Here is a 19,839-nt window from a genome sequence, read left to right on the forward strand (position 1 = left end):
CTCGGTCGGGGTCGGTCAGCTCTCGCCGGTCTCGAAGCGGAAGCCGAGACCGCGGACGGTCGAGATGTAGCGCGGCGCGTTCGCGTCGTCGCCGAGCTTGCGGCGCAGCCACGACACGTGCATGTCGAGCGTCTTGGTCGAGCCGACCGGCTCGGAGCCCCACACGTCGCGCATGAGGGCGTCGCGCACGACGACCGAGCCCGCGCTCGCGACGAGCACGCGCAGCAGCTCGAACTCCTTGGTGGTCAGGTGCAGCTCCCGCTCGCCCTGGAAGGCGCGGTGCGCGGAGACGTCGATGCGCACGTCCTGCGCGGCGAGCTCCTCCTCGTCCACCTGCTCGCCGTGCGAGCGACGCAGGAGCGCCCGGACCCGGGCGAGCAGCTCCGCGAGGCGGAACGGCTTCGTGACGTAGTCGTCGGCACCGGCGTCCAGACCCACGACGAGGTCCACCTCGTCGGCCCGGGCGGTGAGCACGAGCACCGGGGTGGTGAGACCCTTGTGACGGATCTCGCGCGCGACGTCGAGGCCGTCCATGTCCGGAAGGCCCAGATCGAGCACCACGATGTCCGCACCGCTCGCGGAGTCGATCGCCCCTTGACCAGTTCCTTGGACGACGACGTTGTAACCCTCACGTGTCAGTGCGCGCGCCAAAGGTTCGGCAATCGCCGGGTCGTCCTCCGCTAGCAGTACGTGGGTCATTCGCTCATGCTAGGGCATCCGTACGACTTCGGTCCCATCGTGTCTCGTGAACTCTGCGACCCTGGTCGGACGCCTCGTCGCCGCCCTCTGCCTAGGCTGGAACGCATGGGATGGTACGAGCGGCTCGGGCAGTGGTCCGACGAGCACCGGTTCGGTGTGGACCTCACCGTCACGCTCGTCCTCGCGGTCGTGTTCGTGCCCGCGTCCGCGGCCTTCACGTCGATGGGCGCGAGCGGTACCGGCACGAGCGGCGGCTGGGCCGCGTTCTGGGCGCTGCTGCTCCTCGCCCCGCTGCCCTGGCGCCGGTCCCGTCCGCTCGCGTCGGCGATCACGGTGTACTCGGTCGCGCTCGTGCACCTGCTGGCCGGCTACCTCGTGATCTTCCCGGCCGACTTCGCGGTGCTCGTCGCGCTCTACTCCGTGACGGTCTACGGGCCGCGCTGGGCGCACCGGACGGCCATCGTGTCCTCGCTCGTGGGCGCGGTCGTCCTCGGGGTGGCGCTCGGCCTGCTGTCCGGTCGGCTCACCGACCTCGCGACCATGGTCTTCTTCACGTCCGCGTTCGGCGGCATGACGTTCCTCGCGGTCTGGGCGTTCGGCCTCGTGCGCCGCTCCCGGCGCGAGACGATCGCCGCGCTCGTCGACCGCGCGGAACGCCTCGAGGTCGAGCGCGACCAGCAGGCGCAGATCGCGACCGCCGCCGAGCGGGCCCGCATCGCGCGCGAGATGCACGACATCGTCGCGCACTCCCTCTCCATCGTCATCGCCCAGGCCGACGGCGGCCGGTACGCCGCCGCGCACGACCCCGACGCCGCGACGCGCGCGCTCGCGACCGTGTCCGAGACGGGCCGCACCGCGCTGGCGGACATGCGCCGGCTCCTCGGCGTGCTCCGGTCGGAGCCGCCGCGCGTCGTCGTGCCGCCGGGCCCCGTCGTCGGGCCGTCCGGGACGCTCACGCTGCCGTCCGGACGCGGCCCGGCCGGGACGCCGCCCGCCGGCTCGCCCTACGGGCCTGCCGCACCCGGGCACCCGGCGTCCGCGAGCAGCGCGACGGCGGCGCTCGAGCGCGCCCCCCAGCCGGACACGGCCGACCTCGAGACGCTCGTCGCGCAGGTGCGCGACAGCGGCATGCGCGTGTCGTTCGTCCGCGTCGGCCAGGCCCGCCCGCTCCCGCCCGGGGCCGGGCTCACCGTCTACCGCGTGTGCCAGGAGGCCCTGACCAACGTGCTCAAGCACGCCGGACCCGATCCGGAGGTCACCGTCGTCGTGCGCTGGGGCGCGGCCACCCTGGACCTCGAGGTCGAGGACGACGGGCGCGGCGCGTCGGCCTCCGCCGCGGCGCGGCAGGACGCCCGGCCCGGCGGCTACGGCGTGCTGGGCATGCGCGAGCGGGCCGCGCTCTTCGGCGGGTCCGTGCAGGTGGGACCCCGCGCCGGCGGCGGCTTCCGCGTGCACCTGCGCATCCCCGTGCCCGCCCTGCCGGGCACCGCCCCCGGGCCGGGCGCCTTCCCCCAGCCCCCGGGCCAGGTGGCCCCCGCACCCGCGCCCGCGCCGTCGGGCAGGATGGGTCCGGGCCGCCCGGCCGCCGCGACGGCCCCGCCCCCACCGCCACCGCCGGTCGCGCACGGCTCCTCGCAGCCCGCGCCCGACCGACCGACCGACAGGACACCATGACCGACGCCTTCCCCGTCCCCGACGGGGCGTACGCCGCAGACCCGCTCGCGCCCCTCGAGCCCGTGCGCATCGCGCTCGTCGACGACCAGCAGCTCGTGCGCGCGGGCTTCCGCATGGTCATCGACTCGCAGCCGGACCTCACCGTCGCGGTCGAGGCGGGCGACGGCCTGCAGGCGCTGCGCCTCCTCGCGGACCACCCGGTCGACGTCGTGCTCATGGACGTCCGCATGCCGCACCTCGACGGGCTCCAGACGACCGCCCGGCTCACCGCCGCCGCGGCCGACGGCGGACACGCTCCCAAGGTCATCGTGCTGACCACGTTCGACCTCGACGAGTACGTGCTCGAGGCCATCCGCTCCGGCGCGAGCGGCTTCCTGCTCAAGGACGCCCCGCCCGAGGAGATGCTCGCCGCGATCCGCACGGTGCACCGCGGCGACGCCGTCATCGCGCCGTCGTCCACGCGGCGCCTGCTCGAGCACCTGGTGACGGCCCTGCCCGCCGAGCAGACCGACGACTCCCCCGCGCACGCCGCCGTCGAGGGCCTCACCGAGCGCGAGCGCGAGGTGCTCGTGCTCATGGCGCGCGGCCGGTCCAACACCGAGATCGCCGGCGACCTGTTCGTCGCGGAGGCGACGGTCAAGACGCACGTCGGGCGCATCCTCGCCAAGCTCGGCGCGCGCGACCGCGTGCAGGCCGTCGTCACGGCCTACGAGGCGGGGCTGGTCCGCCCGGGCGCCTGACCGTCCGCCCGCGGAGGACGCCCCACCGGTCCCCGGACCCGTGGGGCGCCGTCGTGTCAGCCCTCGGCGCCCGGCGGGTACGACCACGGGATGACCCGGCTCCCGTGCAGGACCCGACCCTCGCCGGACGCGGCCGGGCGGGGCCGGTCCGTAGCGTCGTCCACGATCCCGGCGCACGCCTCCGACCTGGTCGGCGTGAGCGCGCGACGGACCCGACGACGACCCTCGAACGTACCCAGGAGATGCCGTGGACACGACCGTGTACCGCCCCACCGACCCCGCCCCCGCCGGCCCGCCCGCGGTCCGGGCCCGCTCGCTGCGCAAGACCTACGGCACGGGCGAGGCGGCGGTGCACGCGCTCGACGGCGTGGACGTGGACTTCGAGCGCGGCCACTTCACGGCCATCATGGGCCCGTCGGGCTCGGGCAAGTCGACGCTCATGCACCTGCTCGCGGGGCTCGACACCGCGACGAGCGGCCACGCCTTCATCGGCGACACCGAGGTCACCGGCCTGAACGACAACGCGCTCACGCAGCTGCGCCGCGACCGGGTGGGCTTCGTGTTCCAGTCGTTCAACCTGCTGCCCATGTTCACGGCGGAGCAGAACATCACGCTGCCCGTCGAGCTCGCGAACGGCAAGGTCGACCGCGAGTGGTTCGGCACGCTCGTGCGCACGCTCGGCCTCGAGGCCCGGCTGAGCCACCGCCCGAGCGAGCTCTCCGGCGGGCAGCAGCAGCGCGTCGCCATCGCGCGCGCCCTCATCGCCGGGCCGGAGGTCGTCTTCGCCGACGAGCCGACGGGCAACCTCGACTCGCGCTCGGGCGCGGAGGTGCTGAGCTTCCTGCGCCGGTCCGTCCGCGAGCTCGGGCGCACGATCATCATGGTCACGCACGACCCGACGGCCGCCGCCTACGCGGACCGCGTCGTGCTCATCGCCGACGGGCGGATCGCGGGCGACATCACCGACCCGACGCCCGAGTCGGTGCTCGCGGGGCTCGACGCGCTGCGCACGCTCGAGGCGCCGGGCGCCGACGGCTCCGCCCCGACCGCGTCGCAGGCGGTGCGCGCCTGATGCTCCGCCTCACCCTGGCGCAGATGCGCCGCAGCATCGGCCGCCTCGTCGCGGCCGGCGTCGCGATCGTCATCGGGACGGCGTTCGTCACGGCGACCCTGATCGCGGGCAACGTCATCACCCAGACCACGAACGACTCGATCGCCGCGCAGTTCGCGGACGCGGACCTCGTCGTCTCCGCGCCGAGCGACCTCACGGCGTCCGACGTGGACGCCCTGCGCTCGGTCGCGGGCGTCGACGCGGTGGACGCGGTCCAGTTCACCTACCTCGACCTGTCGCACGGCGCGAAGCGCGTGTTCCAGCTCGGCGTCCCCGCCCCCTCCGACCCGCGCTTCGAGGCGCTCGAGGTCGTGGAGGGGTCGATGCCGACGGCGTCCGGACAGGTCTCGCTGCCGACCGCCGTGGCCGAGCGCCTGGGCGTCGGCATCGGCGACACCGTCGCGAGCTCGCGCAACGTGTGGGACGCGTCCGCGCCCGACGGCGGCGCGTACGAGGAGGTCCGCGACGAGCTGACCGTCGTCGGGACGACCGACGACCCCTACGGCGCGTACGCCCAGATGGGCGGGGCCGTCGTCGTGACGGCGGAGGACGTGGCCGCGTGGGAGGCCGCGCAGGCGAGCCCCGACGACGCGGAGCGCCTGTACTCGGCGGCGATGGTCGGCCTCGCGCCGGGCACCGACCTCGAGACGGCGCGCGCGGGTCTCGTCGCCGCCTCGCCGGACGAGGCCGAGGCCGTGACGCCCGACGAGCACGCCCAGGCGCAGGCCCAGAAGATGACCGGCGGCCAGGACGTCTTCACGTACGTCATCCTCGGCTTCGCGGCCGTGGCCCTGCTCGTCGCGGCGCTCGTCATCGCGAACACGTTCCAGGTGCTCGTCGCGCAGCGCACGCGCACGCTGGCCCTCCTGCGCGCCGTCGGCGCGAACCGGTCGCAGCTCGCCCGGTCGGTCCTGTCCGAGGCGACGATCCTCGGCGTCCTGTCCTCCGTGGGCGGCATCCTGCTCGGCTGCCTGCTCACGCAGGTCGCGCTCCTCGTGGCCCGCGGGGCGGACCTGGGCGTGCCGATCCCGGCGACCATCACGGTGACGCCCGCGGTCGTCCTCGTCCCGCTGCTCGTCGGCACCCTCGTGACACTCGTCGCGTCGTTCGCCCCGGCGCGCGCCGCCACGCGCGTCGCGCCGCTCGAGGCGCTGCGCCCCGCCGACGCGCCGAGCCTCGCGCGCGGCGGAGGCCGCGTGCGCCTCGTGATCGCGACCCTGCTCACCCTCGGGGGCCTCGCCGTCCTCGGCGGCGGGATCTGGCTCGGCAGCACCGGCAGCCCCGAGGCCGGCCTCCTCGCCGGGGTCGCGGGCGGCGCCCTGTCGTTCGTCGGCGTCCTCGTCGGCGCCGTGTACTGGCTGCCGGGCGTCGTGTCGTTCGTGGGCCGGCTGCTCGCCGGCACCGGGTCGACGGCGCGGCTCGCCACCGCGAACACGCTGCGCAACCCGCGCCGCACCACGGCGACCAGCACCGCGCTGCTCATCGGCGTCACGCTCGTCGCGATGATGTCGACCGGCGCCGCGAGCGCCCGCACGTCGCTCGACGCGGCGCTCGACGACCAGTACCCGGTCGACGTCCTCGTCGCGACCGACGCCTACGGGTCGACCGAGGACGCGGTGCCGAGCGACGTGGTGCGCGCCGTCTCGGGGACCGAGGGCGTCTCGCGCGTCGTCGAGCTCTCCGCGGCGACGGTCACGCTGCTCGACGGCGCCGAGATGACGATGCACGGGGTGGACCCGGACCAGGCGCGCGCCGTCGTGCGCTCGCCCGACGTGCTCGCGGCGTTCGCCCCGGGCACGGTCATGGTCCCCGAGGCCGACGCGAAGGCCTGGGACGTCGCCGAGGGCGACACGCTGGAGCTCACCGGGCCGGACGGGGCGACCCTCGACGTGACGGCCCACGTCGGGGCCATCGGGGACGGCTGGCTCCTCGACGCGGACGACGCGAGGACCCTGGCCCCGGACGCCCTCGTGTCCCGGCTGTGGGTCGGTCTCGACGACACCGGCGACGCGACGCAGGTCGTGCCGGCGATCCAGGACGCGATCGTCGAGTCGGACACGCCCGTGGAGGTGGCCGGCATCGCCGTCGAGCGTGCGGCCATGCAGAGCGTCATCGACACGATCCTCGGGGTCATCGTGGGCCTGCTCGCCGTCGCCGTCGTCATCGCGCTCATCGGCGTGGCGAACACCCTGTCGCTCTCGGTCATCGAGCGGCGCCGCGAGTCGGCGACGCTCCGCGCGATCGGCCTGAGCCGCGCCCAGCTGCGGTGGATGCTCGCGCTCGAGGGCATGCTCATCGCGGGCGTGGGCGCGGTCCTCGGCATCGTGCTGGGCGTCCTGTACGGCTGGGCCGGTGCCGCGACGGCGCTGAGCGTCATGGGCGACGTGTCGCTCGCGGTGCCGTGGCGGGACGTCGCGCTCGTGCTCGTCGTGGCGCTCGTGGCGGGGCTCGTCGCGTCCGTCGTGCCCGGCCGGACGGCCGCCCGCACGTCACCCGTCGCGGCGCTCGCCGTGGACTGAGCCGCGGCTCGCCGGGCCTGGCGGTCGACGCGCGCCCCTGTGGACGGACCCCCGTCCACAGGGGCGCGCTCGTTCCCCGGCGGGGAGGCAGCGCCGTCCGGCACCATCGGCGCGTGCCAGCCGCCCCCGCCCCGCCGTCCCCCGTCACCGGCCCCGCCCCGGCCGCGCCGGGGCGCGCCGCGCCGGCCGACGAGTCGTGGTTGCGCGTCACGGTGCACCCGGGCACGGACGTCCTGCTCCCGGCCGGGGCGCGCCTCGGCGACGTGCGCGCCGGTGTCGCCGACCTCGTGTGCCGCCCGGAGCTGCGCACCGCCGCCCTGCTCGTGGACGGCGTCCCGGTCGACGACGACCAGCGCTGCGGGACCCGCCCCTTGCTCCCCGGAGCGACGGTCGCGGTCGCGTCCCGCGGGGGGAGGGCCGTCGCCGGGGCGGCACGCCCGGACGACGTGCTCGCCGCGCCGCTCCACGTCGCCGTCCTCGCCGGCGGGGACGCGGGCCGGCTCGTCGCCGTCCCGGACGGCGCGGGCCGCACCCGGGTCGACGGGCTCGACCTCCGCCGGCGCGTCTCCCGCCGCGGCGTGCGGGTCCGGGTCCGCGCACCGCGTGGCTCCCGGCGCGTGCCCGACGACGCGGCGGTCCTCGTCGCGCGGCCCGCCCGGGCCGGTCGCCGGGTCGCGTCGTGGCGTGCGGTCCGCTGGCGCGCGGGCGACGCCCTCGTCACCCCGCAGGGCGTCTACGCCCTGCGACCTCGCCCCGTCCTGGTGCACGGGCCTCGCACCGGCCCCGCCGGCCCCTCGTCCGTCGACGCGGCACCGGGCCGGCCGAGCGCCGGCTTCCTCGCGACCGCGGCCGCCCCCGCGGTCGCCTCGCTCGCCCTCGCCGTGACCTTCCGCCAGCCGCTCTACGCGCTGCTCGCGCTCGCCGGGCCGCTGGCGCTCCTCGTCCCCGCGCTCGTCGAGGCCCGTCGACGCCGCGCCGCGACGACGCCCGTCGACCCGCTGCGGCCGCGGCCCGCCGACGCGCTCACCTGGGCGGCTGTCGCCCGGCTCGCACCGGCCACGGCGCTCCCCGGCACGGCGCCGCCCGGCCCCGGCGTGGGACCCGGCACCGCCGCGGCCATCCCGGTCCCGCGGGTGCGGCTCCCTGACGGGTGCGTCGCCGTCGTCGGTCCGCGCGCCGCCGCGCTCGCCGCCGCACGGGCCGTCCTCGGGGAGCTCCTGTCGACGGGCTCCGTGCCGGTCGTCCGGCACCCGCCGCGCGTCGCGTCCGACTGGGCCTGGTGCGGCTGGCTCTCGCGCGCGAGCACCGTCGACTCGTTGGAGACCGTACGACCCCCGACCGGCGCGGCGACCGTCCTCGTCGTCGACGGCGCCCTGCCCGCGGGCGAGCTGGCGCGGGCCTGGGAGCGGCTCGGGCCCGCGGGGACCGACCTGCTCCTCGTGCTCGACGACGCGGCCCGCGTCCCGGCGTGGTGCAGGACAGTCGTGGACGTGACCGGGCCGACCGCCGTGGTCACCGGCCCGGACGGAGCGCGCACCGTGCGGGAGCACGTCGGAGCGGGCCAGGACTGGGCCGTCGCGCTCGCGCGCCGGATCGCCGCGGCGGAGCACCTCGGCCGGCTCGACGGTACCGACCCGGCCGGGCGCGACCCCGGCGACCCGACCTCCCCCGCGCTGCCGGCGGACGTCGCGCTCGGCCAGCTCCTCGGCCTGCCGACGGTCCCGGACGACCTCACCACGTGGGTCGACGCCCGCTGGCAGGACGCGGCGCGCCGCGACGGGACCGGCCTGCGGGCCGTGCTCGGCGTCGGCCCCGGAGGCGCGACGGTGGCCGTGGACCTCGTCCGCGACGGCCCGCACGTGCTCGTCGCCGGGACCACGGGCGCGGGCAAGTCGGAGCTCCTGCAGACCCTCGTCGCGGGGCTCGCGCTCGGGCGCTCGCCGGAGGAGCTGTCGTTCGCGCTCGTCGACTTCAAGGGCGGCGCGAGCTTCGGGGCCTGCGGGCGCCTGCCGCACGTCGTGGGCACGGTGACCGACCTCGACCCGGGACTCGCCGGCCGCGCCCTCGCCGGGCTGCGGTCCGAGCTGCGCCGGCGCGAGCACGTGCTCGCCGCGGCGGGGGCGACGGGCATCGACGAGCTTCCTCGCGGGCGCCTGCCACGGCTCGTCGTCGTGGTGGACGAGTTCCGGGCGCTCGCCGACGACCTGCCCGACCTGCTGCCCGGGCTGCTGCGCGTCGCCGCCCAGGGCCGCTCGCTCGGCGTGCACCTCGTCCTGGCGACGCAGCGGCCCGCCGGGGCGGTGAGCGCCGACGTGCGGGCCAACATCACCCTGCGTCTCGCCCTGCGGGTGGTCGACGTCGCCGACTCGCGCGACATCGTCGAGTCACCGCTCGCGGCGCTCGTCCCGGCCTCGGCGCCGGGACGGCTCGTCCTGCGCCGGGGCGCCGAACCGCCGCTCGCGGTGCAGTGCGCCCGTGCCGGGGCGCCCGCGCCCGTCCCGGCGTCGGGTGCGCGCGCCGCTCCCCCGTGGGGCGTCGCGCGAGGCCTCGCTCGCCGAGCCTTCCCCCCGCACGACGACGGCGCCCCCGGCGCGGCAGCGCCCCGGGCCGCGGACGACGAGCTTCCCCGGATCGTGGCCGCGCTCCGCGAGGTCGCAGAGCGCGCCGGCCTGCGACCGGCGCCGCCGCCGTGGCTGCCCGCCCTGCCTGATCGTGTCGGTCCGGACGACCTCGCCGACGTCGCGCACGACGGCGAGGTCCGGACCGGCGACCTCCCGGAGGACCCGTCGGACGTCCCGGCGCGGTCCGGCGAGGGCCGGTTCGGCCTCGCGGGGGGAGCGGCACGCAGCGGGCTCGCGACGCTGCCCGTCGCGCTCGGTGACGTCCCCGACCTCCAGCGCCGGACGGTCGTCCGCTGGGACCCGCGCGACGGGCACCTCGCGGTGCTGGGCCGGGCCCGCTCAGGCCGCACGACGGCCCTGCGTGCCCTGGGACGGGCGGCTGTCGACCGCGGGTGGACCGTCCACGCCGTCGGGTCGGGGCTCGCCGACCTCGCGGCCCACCCCGGGACGGGGACCGTCGTCGACCGCGACGACCCGCGCCGCCTCGTCCGCCTCCTCCGGCTGCTCGCCGGTCACGACGACGGGCAGGAGCGGCCCCCGGGGACCGACGCCGTCGCCCGGGCGCTCCTGCTCGTGGACGACGTCGACGCCGTCCGGTCGGTGCTCGCGGGGCTGGCGGGCGGGGCCGGCGCAGACGCGCTCACGGACGTGCTCGCCGGCCCCGCCGCCGTCGCCGTGGGGTGCGGCGGCCCGACGGTCGCGGGGCTGTCGTCGCTGGTCGGGGTGCGGGCGGTCATGGTGTCCCGCGACCGTCACGACGACGTGTCGCTGGGCGTGCCGGCGGCGCTCGCCGGGCGGGGAGGCCCGCCGGGGCGCGCCGTGTGGCTCGGACCCGGTGAGCCGGTCCTGTGCCAGGTCGCCCTCCCGGCGGCACCGCCACCGGGGCCCGGTCCCGGGAGGACGACGCCCCCGGCCGCCCGCACCGGGTCGGGCGCTCCGGACCGAGGCGCCCCGGCCGGCGCGTTCCGGCTCCTGCCGTTGCCCGAGCGGGTCGTGCCCGCCGAGCTCACCTCCCTCGTCCCACGCCCCGCAGCGTCCGGACCGCGCGCGGCGGCCGGCGGGCTCCAGATCCCGGTGGGCCGGGGCGGCGACGTCGCCGGCACCGTCACGCTGGACGTGTCGCGGGGAGCGCTCGTCGTCGGACCGCCCGGCTCGGGACGCACGAGCGCGCTGGTCCTCCTCGCTCGGCATCTGGCGCGCGAGGGCGTCCTCGCCGCGGTCGTCGCCCGCGACGAGACCCTCGCCGCCGCGGCAGGTCCTCCGACGATCGTCGTGCGGCGCTACGCGCCGGCGGACGTCGGCGCGCTCCTCGACGCCGTCGCCACCGGCACGCGCACGACCGCCCGCGCGACCCCGCGGGAGAAGGTGCCGGAGGGCCGGCGCGACGGCGGGCCGCCGGGACCGCCAGGGGTCGTCGTGGTCGACGACCTGGACGTCCTCGTCCAGCTCTGCGCGGTCGAGGGCGAGCGGCTCGCGGCGGCGTGCCGGGACGGTCTCGTGCTCCTCGCCTCCGCGACGACCGGCGGGGCCGCGTCCGCGCTGCGCGGCCCGCTCGCGGACCTGCGCGGGGTGCGCAGCGGTGTCGTCCTGGCGCCGGGTGAACGTGGCAGCGCCGAGGTGTTCGGTCGTGGCCTCGAGTGGCTCGCCGAGCCGGGGCGGCCGCGGCCCGGCCGTGGGGTGCTCGTCCAGGGCGCCCGGCTCACCCCGGTGCAGCTCGCGCTGCCCTCGGTGGACGATCGACCGTCAGGGACGTCGGGGGACGAGTCGTCCGGGCATCAGCACTGACGCGCCGGGCGTCGAGGTGTCAGGTCGCGGCCCGGGAGTCGCGGGTCGTCGCCTCGACGACCGGACGCAGCATGAGCAGGACCAGGACCACGACGGCGAGCACGAGCGCGACGACGACCCAGGGCGTCACGCCGACCTGGAGCGAGCTGATCGCGACGACGCCCTGCAGGATCTGCCAGGTCGCGACCGGCGACCGCGCCCAGCGCTGCCCGCGCAGCAGGCCGCGCAGGCTCGCGGCGAGCACCGCGGCGACGCCCAGCGCGAAGATGACGAGGAACACGCTGACCCCGAACGACTGCGACCCGCCGCGCACGAGCTCGACGAGGAGGAGGACCGCGCCGACGACGAGGACCGCGACCTCGAGCCCGACCCCGACGAGGAGCGCGGTCAGCGCCGGGGGTCGCGACGCGCCGTCGGGCGCCGGGTCAGGCGTCGGCGGGGGCTGCTCGGGCGGGTGTCCGGAGGGCTTGCGAGGAGGCACGATCACCCAGCGTACGCGCCGACCTGCGGCTTCACACCCGTGTGACGAAGGCCTCACGATTCATGCGACGGAAACTTTCTCGTAACCCCTTGTGCTGCGCTTCACGAGGTGTGAACCTGGTTCAAGCATCAATCACCCCCGCCTCGAGCCCTGGTCCAGGCAGCCCCCTGCCGGGCATCCGCGACGAGTCATCACCTCGCGACCAGGCTCCCCTCTGCCAAGGAGACGACGACCATGGACTGGCGCCACCGCGCAGCCTGCCTCGACGAAGACCCCGAGCTCTTCTTCCCGATCGGCAACACGGGCCCCGCGCTCCTGCAGATCGAGGAGGCGAAGGCCGTGTGCCGTCGCTGCGACGTCGTCGACACGTGCCTCAAGTGGGCCATCGAGTCCGGGCAGGACGCGGGCGTCTGGGGCGGCCTCTCCGAGGACGAGCGCCGCGCCCTCAAGCGCCGCACCGCCCGCGCGCGCCGCGCCGGCTGACCACGCTCCGCACCGCTCCGCCCGCCACGGGCGTCGAGCAGCACGTCGACGACGGGCCGTCACCCTCCGGGGTGGCGGCCCGTCGTCGCACCCGGAAGTCGTACCGGGCCGTCGCCGTCGTACCGGGCGGTCGCGCCGCGACCTGAGGGCTCAGCCCTGCCGGTTGCCGTCGCGCAGGACGAGCGCGAGCACGACCTGCGTCCCCCCGCCCGGGCGCGGCGACCACTCGATGGAGCCGCCGAGCTCGTTCGTCACGAGCGTGCGCACGATCTGGGTCCCCAGGCCGCTCTTCGCGGCCTTTCCCGCCCGGGCGACGTCGCCGTCGGGCATGCCGATGCCGTCGTCCGCGACCACGATGCGCAGGGCGGAGCCCTCGCGCTCGACCGCGACCTCGACGGTCCCGGTGTCCTGCTTGGAGAGGCCGTGCTCGACGGCGTTGGTGACGAGCTCGGTGAGGATGAGCGCGAGCGGGGTCGCGTCCTCGGCGGGCACGAGGCCGAAGCTGCCGGTCCGGACGGTGCGGACGCTCGTGTCCGCCGACGCGACGTCGGCGGCGAGGCGCAGGGCCCGGCCCACCATGTCGTCGAACTCGACCTCCTCGTCGAGGGTCTGCGACAGGCTCTCGTGCACCAGGGCGATCGTCGCGACGCGGCGCATGGCCTCCTCGAGCGCGGCGCGCGCCTCGGGCACGTCCATGCGCCGGGCCTGCAGGCGCAGGAGCGCAGCAACCGTCTGGAGGTTGTTCTTCACGCGGTGGTGGATCTCGCGGATCGTCGCGTCCTTGGTGATGAGCTCGCGCTCGCGCCGCCGCAGCTCGGACACGTCGCGGCACAGCAGGACGGCGCCGATGCGCTGGCCGGACTCGGTGAGCGGCAGCGCGCGCAGCGAGAGCGCGACGCGCTGCGCCTCGATCTCCGTGCGCCACGGCGCCCGGCCCATGACCACGAGCGGGAGCGACTCGTCGACGGGCGTCTGGTGCTCGATGAGGTCGGCCGTCACCTCGGCGAGCGACCGCCCGACGAGCGGGCCGATGACGCCGAGGCGATGGAAGCAGCTCAGCGCGTTGGGGCTCGCGTAGAGGACCTCGCCCTCGGAGTTCAGCCGGATGAGGCCGTCACCGACGCGCGGGGCACCCCGGCGCGGGCCGGTCGCGGCGTTGGGGAAGGGGAACTCGCCGCGCGAGATCATCGCGATGAGGTCGTCCGCGGCCTCGACGTAGTTGAGCTCGAGGCGGCTCGGCGTGCGGCCGCTGCCGAGGTTCGTCTGCCGCGCCACGACGGCGATCGCGCGCCCGGAGTGCAGGACCGGGATGGCCTCCTCGCGCACGGCGTACGCGCCGAACCAGCGCGGCTCGCGCGAGCGCTGCGAGCGGACCTCGGTGAGGGCGCGCTCGAGCTGGGGGCGCTGCCCCTCGGGCGCGAACGAGCCGACGATGTCGTCGTAGTGGACGGTCGCGCCGGTCGACGGGCGGCACTGCGACACCGCGACGAAGTTGCCGTCGGTCGTGGGGAGCCACAGCACGAGGTCGGCGAACGCGAGGTCGGAGATCACCTGCCAGTCGCCCACGAGCAGGTGCAACCACTCGTTGTCCGCCGGGCTGAGGTCGGCGTGGCGGGAGATGAGGTCACTCATGGCAGACACGGACCCCAGCGTAAGGGGGCCGGACCGGTAGAGTCCCCTCAGCGCCCGCGCGCGCGGGCGCCCGAACCCGTCGACCGACCTGCGACCGACCTGTGGCCGACCCGCCCGGGCCGGCGGCAGGTCGGCCCAGGGCCCGAGGAGGTCCCGTGCACCTGAGCGTCGAGCTCCGCTACCCCGCCGCCGTCCCCGTGGTCGGCACGATGCTCGCCGACGAGGAGTTCGTCCGCTGGCGCGCCGCGCGCTCGGGTGGCGACGGGGCCCACGTCGAGCAGGTCGACGTCACCGGCGGCGCCGTCGAGGGGTTCACGGTGACGGTGCGCCGCACCCTGCCCACCGACCAGATCCCGGCGCACGTCCGGTCCTTCGTCGGCGGCCAGCTCGAGATCCGGCAGGCCGAGGCGTGGGAGCCGGAGCGCGCGGGCGAGCGGTCCGGGACCGTGTCGCTCGAGATCACCGGCGCCCCCGTGCGGCTCACCGGCACGGTCACGCTCTCCCCCGACGGCGACGGCACCGTCGAGCGCTACGCGGGCGAGGTGAAGGCCTCGGTGCCGCTGTTCGGGGGCGCGATCGAGCAGGCCGCCGCCGAGGCCGTCCGCGCCGCGCTGGCGGCGGAGGAGGCCGCGGGCCGGGAGTGGCTCGCCCGCTGAGGTCGCGCGCGGGTGCCCGCGAGCCCCGCGGAGCCGGTCTCGAACCGGTAACGATTTCCGCATAACCCGACCGATCGGTAGATCATGAGAACGCTCTGACCTGCGGTGATATGTGAGTGGGAGCGCGACCACACCTCGCGGAGGGCAACCGGCGCTTGACACGGGTTCGGCAGGGAAAGCACGATCACCCCGTTGTGTGGAAGCGCTACCACTTGGAGGTGGGAGCGCTGCCACGACCCCGCCCCACCGACAAGGGAGTCACCGTGCTGAGCAGCACCCGTACGACCCGCCGGCCCCGCAAGGCGATCGCCGCCGTCGCAGGCCTCGCGGCCATCACCCTCACCCTGACCGCGTGCTCGAGCGGCTCCGGCTCGAACGACGACGAGACGGGTTCCGGCGACGGCGAGAAGATCACCCTCACCGTGGCCACGTTCAACGACTTCGGCTACACCGACGAGCTCCTGGCCTCCTACTCGGAGACGCACCCGGACGTCACCGTGAAGCAGGTCAAGGCCGCCAAGTCCGAGGACGCGCGCACCAACCTCACCACCAAGCTCGCCGCCGGCGGCGAAGGCCTGGCGGACATCGAGGCCATCGAGGTCGACTGGATCCCCGAGCTCGTGCAGTTCCCGGACCTCTTCACCGACCTGGCCGACCCCGAGCTCGACGGCCGCTGGCTGGACTGGAAGGTCCAGCAGGCCACGACGCCGGACGGCAAGCTCATCGGCTACGGCACCGACATCGGCCCGAGCGCGATCTGCTACCGCCAGGACCTCTTCGAGGCCGCCGGCCTGCCGACCGACCCCGCCGAGGTGGCGGAGCTCCTCGGCGGCGCGGACGCGACGTGGGACGACTACTTCGCCGCGGGCCAGACCTTCGTCGCCGCGAGCGACGCGGCCTGGTACGACTCCGCGATGTCGATCTCGCAGGGCATGGTCAACCAGATCGACAACGCCTACGAGGAGTCCGACGGCACGCCCAAGGACCTCGCGACGAACCAGCCGATCATCGACATCTACGACACCGTCCTCGAGCAGTCCACGACCAACGAGCTCTCCGCGGGCCTCGAGCAGTGGACCGACGACTGGAACGCGGCGTTCCAGAACGACGGCTTCGCGACGATGATCTGCCCCGCGTGGATGACGGGTCCGATCGAGGAGCGTGCGGGCGGCGTCACCGGCTGGAACGTCGCGGACGTGTTCCCCGGCGGCGGCCTCAACTGGGGCGGCTCGTTCCTCACCGTCCCGGCCTCCGGCCCGAACGCCGAGGCGGCCAAGGAGCTCGCCGCGTGGCTGACCGCCCCCGAGCAGCAGACGATCGCGTTCACGAACGCCGGCACGTTCCCCTCGCAGGTCGAGGTGCAGAGCTCGGACGAGGTGAAGTCCACCACGAACGACTTCTTCAACAACGCGCCTGTCGGCGAGATCTTCGCCGCTCGCGCCGCGGGGATCGACAGCGCCCCGTTCAAGGGCGCCAACTACTTCTCGATCCACACGACCGTCCAGGACGGCATCAAGCGCGTGGACGTCGAGAAGACCGACGACGGCGCGTCGTCGTGGCAGAAGACGCTCCAGTCCTTCAAGGACCTGGGTCTGTGACCTGACGGGGCCGGGGCGGCACCACGGTGCCGCCCCGGCCCCGCTCGCGTCCACCGCCGGGCGCCGCCGCCCCGGCGGCCGCCCGACCGCCACCCGCAGTCACCAGCAGCCCAGGAATCCCACATGGCCGTCCTCTCGCCCACCCAGCCCTCCCCCGGGCTCAGCGGGCCGACGCCGCGCACGCCGCGACGCGTCGGCTTCTCCCAGCGCCTGAGCCGCTGGGACGTCAAGGTCTCGCCCTACCTCTACATCTCGCCCTTCTTCATCCTGTTCGCGATCACGGGGCTCTTCCCGCTCGTGTACACGGCCGTGGTGTCGGTCTACGACTGGAACCTGCTCGGCGGTCAGGGCGACTTCGTCGGCCTGCAGAACTACACGGACGTCCTCGCGCAGCCGACGTTCTGGAAGTCGCTGCGCAACACCGTCTCGATCTTCGTGCTGTCGTCCGTGCCGCAGGTGATCGCCGCCATCGCGATCGCCGCGCTGCTCGACCAGAACCTCCGCGCCGCGACGTTCTGGCGCATGGGGGTCCTGCTCCCGTACGTCGTCGCCCCCGTCGCGGTCTCGATGATCTTCGGTCGCCTCTTCGCCGACCAGTACGGTCTCATCAACGAGCTGCTGGGCTTCGTCGGCATCGAGCCGATCCGCTGGCACGCGGACGCGCTCGCGAGCCACGTCGCCATCGCGTCGATGGTGAACTTCCGCTGGACCGGCTACAACGCGTTGATCTTCCTCGCCGCGATGCAGGCCGTGCCGCGCGAGCTCTACGAGGCCGCGATCATCGACGGCGCCGGCCGCGTCCGCCAGTTCTTCTCCGTGACCGTCCCGCAGATCCGCGCCACGATCATCTTCGTCGTCATCACGTCGACGATCGGCGGCCTGCAGATCTTCGACGAGCCGCGCATGTTCGACGCGCAGGGCCTCGGCGGCGCCGACCGCCAGTGGATGACCACCGTGCTCTACCTCTACGACGTCGCCTGGGGCAACCAGAAGAACTTCGGCCGTGCGGCCGCCGTCGCCTGGCTGCTGTTCCTCCTCATCATCCTCGTCGGGATCGTCAACTTCCTCGTCACCCGACGGATCTCCACGTCCAACGCCCAGCCGCGCCCGCCCCGGTGGGTCAGACGGCGTCGTGAGACCCAGAAGCGCCTGCGCGCCGAGGGTGCCATGTCCGCCCAGCGCTCCGCGCCCGGGGACCAGGCGCCCGCACCGACCGCCGCCAGCACGACCGACCGGAGGAAGCGATGAGCTCCGTCCCCGTCATCGCCCAGACCGCCGGGCCGGGTGCGGCCCGCGCCGCCGCCCGACGCCGCGGCGCCGGGAAGAACGTCGGCGGCACCCAGCGCCGCCCCCGGTGGGTCACGTACACGATCCTCGGGGTCGTCCTGCTGGTCTCGATCTTCCCGTTGTACTTCACGCTGATCCTGGGCTCCTCCACGCCGGAGGAGATCTCGCGCAGCGCGCTGCCGCAGCTCCTGCCGGACGCGAGCCTGTTCGACCGGTTCGCCGAGGTCATGAACTCGGACGCGATCAACTTCTGGAAGGCCGCCTGGAACTCGGTGGTCGTCGCGGTCCTCACGTCGCTGTCCGTCGTGCTCTTCTCGACGCTCGCGGGCTTCTCGTTCGCCAAGCTCCGGTTCCGCGGGCGCGGGCCGCTGCTCGTGTTCGTCATCGCGACGATGGCGGTCCCGACGCAGCTCGGCGTCATCCCGATGTACATCCTCATGTCGGACCTCGGCTGGATCGGGAAGCTCCAGGCCGTGATCGTGCCGGCGCTCGTCACCGCGTTCGGCGTCTTCTGGATGACGCAGTACCTCGGCGAGGCGCTGCCGTACGAGCTCATCGAGGCGGCCCGCGTCGACGGTGCGTCGATGTTCCGCACGTTCTGGTCGATCGCGCTCCCCGCGGCGCGTCCCGCCGCCGCGATGCTCGGTCTGTTCACGTTCGTGCAGCAGTGGACGAACTTCTTCTGGCCGTCGATCGTGCTCAACCAGAACAACCCGACGCTGCCACTCGTGGTGCGGTCCCTCCAGGCGAACTTCTTCGTCGACTACTCGCTCGTGATGGCGGGGATCTTCCTGGTGACCCTGCCGCTGATCGTCATCTTCATCTTCACCGGCCGCCAGCTCGTGGCGGGCATCATGCAGGGCGCCGTCAAGGGCTGACGCCCGGCGCCACCGCGCGGCACCCGGTCGCGCGCCACCTCGGCGTGGCGCGCGACCGGCCGTGCGGCCGACCGTCGCGCGGGCGGCCCACCGGCCCGCCCGCGCGCCATTCCTCGACCTCTCGAAGGACAATCGACCCATGACCAGCTTCGTCCCGTCCGCGCCCCTCCTCCCGAACCCGGCGACCGCGACCGGGCGCGTCGAGATGCCCCCGGGCTTCCTCTGGGGCGCCGCGACCGCCGCGTTCCAGATCGAGGGCGCCGGGCACACGGACGGTCGGACGGACTCCGTGTGGGACGCGTTCGCCCGCGTCCCGGGCGCCGTCGTGAACGGCGACGACGGCATGGTCGCGTGCGACCACTACCACCGCTACCGCGAGGACGTCGCGCTCATGCGCAGCCTCAACCTCGGGACCTACCGGTTCTCGACGTCGTGGGCCCGCGTGCGTCCCGACGGGGGCGCCGTCAACCCGGCCGGGCTGGCGTTCTACGACCGCCTCGTCGACGAGCTGCTCGGCGCGGACATCCTGCCGTGGCTCACGCTCTACCACTGGGACCTGCCGCAGGCGCTCGAGGAGAAGGGCGGCTGGACGTCGCGCGACACGGCGTACCTCTTCGCCGAGTACGCGGTGACGATGCACGAGGTGCTGGGCGACCGCGTGGGCGTGTGGACGACGCTCAACGAGCCGTGGTGCTCCGCCTTCCTCGGGTATACCGCGGGCGTGCACGCGCCCGGTCGCCAGTCGCGCGAGGACGGCCTCGCCGCGGCGCACCACCTGCTGCTCGGCCACGGTCTCGCCGTCCAGGCGCTGCGCGAGCGCGCGCCCGAGGCGAACCTCGGCCTGACGCTGAACTTCACGGTCTCCGACCCGGTCGACCCGCAGGACCCGGCCGACGTCGACGCCGCGCGCCGCATCGACGGGCAGTTCAACCGGATCTTCCTCGACCCCGTCTTCCACGGCGAGTACCCGGCGGACGTCCTGGAGGACGTCGCGCCCTACGGGCTGCTCGACCACGTCAAGGACGGCGACCTCGAGATCATCTCCACCCCGATCGACACGCTCGGGGTCAACTACTACAACGGCGGCGCCGTCTCGGGTCACCCGCTGCCCCCGGCCGAGTCCGGCGGCGGGACGCGCCCCGAGGGCGTGCGCGACGAGCCCGCGGCCGACGCGCCGGTGCGCACGACGTCGTCGCCCTTCCCGGCCGCGGACGACGCGCACGACCGCTCGCGCGGGCTGCCCCGCACGGACATGGGCTGGGAGGTGCAGCCCGAGGGGCTGACGCGCCTGCTCACGCGCCTGCAGCAGGACTTCACCGGCCCGCGCGGCGTGGCGATGTACATCACGGAGAACGGCGCGGCCTACCCCGACCAGGTCGGCGAGGACGGCGCGGTGGACGACCAGGACCGGCTCGAGTTCATCGACGCGCACCTGCGGGCGACGCGCGACGCGATCGACGCCGGCGCGGACGTGCGCGGGTACTTCGCCTGGTCGCTGCTCGACAACTTCGAGTGGGCGCTCGGCTACACCAAGCGGTTCGGCATCGTCCGCGTCGACTACGAGACGCAGGAGCGCACGGTCAAGGCGAGCGGCGCCTGGTACGCGCAGGTCGCGCGCGACAACGCGGTGCCGGCGCGCGACGCGTCCGCCGCGGACGCCGCCGCCGGGGAGTGA

14 protein-coding genes are annotated in these 19,839 nt (G+C 75.1%); 11 read left to right on the plus strand and 3 right to left on the minus strand.

Annotated elements, in window-relative coordinates; translation table 11 throughout:
* Positions 1 to 15: 15 nt before the first annotated feature.
* Complete coding sequence (locus NF338_RS06235) at positions 16 to 699, minus strand: response regulator transcription factor (RefSeq protein ID WP_031316534.1); 684 nt, start codon at positions 697 to 699, stop codon at positions 16 to 18.
* A 105-nt stretch (positions 700 to 804) separates the two neighbouring features.
* On the opposite strand from NF338_RS06235, the gene NF338_RS06240 reads away from it, so the two are divergent.
* The 5 genes from NF338_RS06240 to NF338_RS06260 all read left to right on the plus strand — a co-directional run bounded on the left by NF338_RS06240 (position 805) and on the right by NF338_RS06260 (position 11,149).
* Positions 805 to 2,373: a sensor histidine kinase gene (locus NF338_RS06240; RefSeq protein WP_264029979.1), complete on the plus strand. Its 1,569-nt coding sequence runs from the start codon at positions 805 to 807 to the stop codon at positions 2,371 to 2,373.
* Positions 2,370 to 3,113: a response regulator gene (locus tag NF338_RS06245; protein ID WP_264029980.1), complete on the plus strand. Its 744-nt coding sequence runs from the start codon at positions 2,370 to 2,372 to the stop codon at positions 3,111 to 3,113. Before NF338_RS06240 ends, NF338_RS06245 begins: the two co-directional genes overlap by 4 nt.
* A gap of 247 nt (positions 3,114 to 3,360) precedes the next feature.
* Entirely contained in the window at positions 3,361 to 4,185 is an 825-nt protein-coding gene (locus NF338_RS06250) for an ABC transporter ATP-binding protein (protein ID WP_264029981.1), read from the plus strand.
* Positions 4,186 to 4,208: 23 nt separating this feature from the next.
* The gene (locus NF338_RS06255; RefSeq protein ID WP_264029982.1) at positions 4,209 to 6,743 is read left to right on the plus strand and encodes an ABC transporter permease; all 2,535 of its coding nucleotides are present in this window, start codon (positions 4,209 to 4,211) and stop codon (positions 6,741 to 6,743) included.
* 113 nt (positions 6,744 to 6,856) lie between these two features.
* Positions 6,857 to 11,149 (plus strand): FtsK/SpoIIIE domain-containing protein, encoded by a 4,293-nt coding sequence (locus NF338_RS06260; protein WP_264029983.1) that lies wholly within the window; start codon positions 6,857 to 6,859, stop codon positions 11,147 to 11,149.
* A 19-nt stretch (positions 11,150 to 11,168) separates the two neighbouring features.
* On the opposite strand, the gene NF338_RS06265 is transcribed toward NF338_RS06260, so the two are convergent.
* On the minus strand, positions 11,169 to 11,630 hold the full coding sequence (locus NF338_RS06265; protein WP_264029984.1) for a hypothetical protein: 462 nt from the start codon (positions 11,628 to 11,630) through the stop codon (positions 11,169 to 11,171).
* A gap of 234 nt (positions 11,631 to 11,864) precedes the next feature.
* On the opposite strand from NF338_RS06265, the gene NF338_RS06270 reads away from it, so the two are divergent.
* Positions 11,865 to 12,113, plus strand: coding sequence for a WhiB family transcriptional regulator (locus NF338_RS06270; RefSeq protein ID WP_021481972.1), 249 nt, complete (start codon positions 11,865 to 11,867; stop codon positions 12,111 to 12,113).
* Between the two features lie 150 nt (positions 12,114 to 12,263).
* On the opposite strand, the gene NF338_RS06275 is transcribed toward NF338_RS06270, so the two are convergent.
* The gene (locus NF338_RS06275; RefSeq protein WP_264030056.1) at positions 12,264 to 13,745 is read right to left on the minus strand and encodes a sensor histidine kinase; all 1,482 of its coding nucleotides are present in this window, start codon (positions 13,743 to 13,745) and stop codon (positions 12,264 to 12,266) included.
* Positions 13,746 to 13,900: 155 nt separating this feature from the next.
* Here NF338_RS06275 and NF338_RS06280 point away from each other — a divergent pair, with 155 nt between their 5' ends.
* The 5 genes from NF338_RS06280 to NF338_RS06300 all read left to right on the plus strand — a co-directional run bounded on the left by NF338_RS06280 (position 13,901) and on the right by NF338_RS06300 (position 19,839).
* On the plus strand, positions 13,901 to 14,401 hold the full coding sequence (locus NF338_RS06280) for a DUF2505 domain-containing protein (RefSeq protein WP_264029985.1): 501 nt from the start codon (positions 13,901 to 13,903) through the stop codon (positions 14,399 to 14,401).
* 263 nt (positions 14,402 to 14,664) lie between these two features.
* Positions 14,665 to 15,999 (plus strand): ABC transporter substrate-binding protein, encoded by a 1,335-nt coding sequence (locus NF338_RS06285; protein ID WP_264029986.1) that lies wholly within the window; start codon positions 14,665 to 14,667, stop codon positions 15,997 to 15,999.
* A 123-nt stretch (positions 16,000 to 16,122) separates the two neighbouring features.
* Positions 16,123 to 17,247: a carbohydrate ABC transporter permease gene (locus NF338_RS06290; protein WP_264029987.1), complete on the plus strand. Its 1,125-nt coding sequence runs from the start codon at positions 16,123 to 16,125 to the stop codon at positions 17,245 to 17,247.
* Positions 17,244 to 18,164: a carbohydrate ABC transporter permease gene (locus NF338_RS06295; RefSeq protein ID WP_154798131.1), complete on the plus strand. Its 921-nt coding sequence runs from the start codon at positions 17,244 to 17,246 to the stop codon at positions 18,162 to 18,164. The genes NF338_RS06290 and NF338_RS06295 overlap by 4 nt, the downstream gene beginning before the upstream one ends.
* 139 nt (positions 18,165 to 18,303) lie before the next feature.
* A complete protein-coding gene (locus tag NF338_RS06300; protein ID WP_264029988.1) occupies positions 18,304 to 19,839 on the plus strand; it encodes a glycoside hydrolase family 1 protein in 1,536 nt (511 codons plus the stop codon).

The organism is Cellulosimicrobium sp. SH8 (genome assembly GCF_025818875.1).
GTDB classification, from domain to species: Bacteria; Actinomycetota; Actinomycetes; order Actinomycetales; family Cellulomonadaceae; genus Cellulosimicrobium; species Cellulosimicrobium cellulans_D.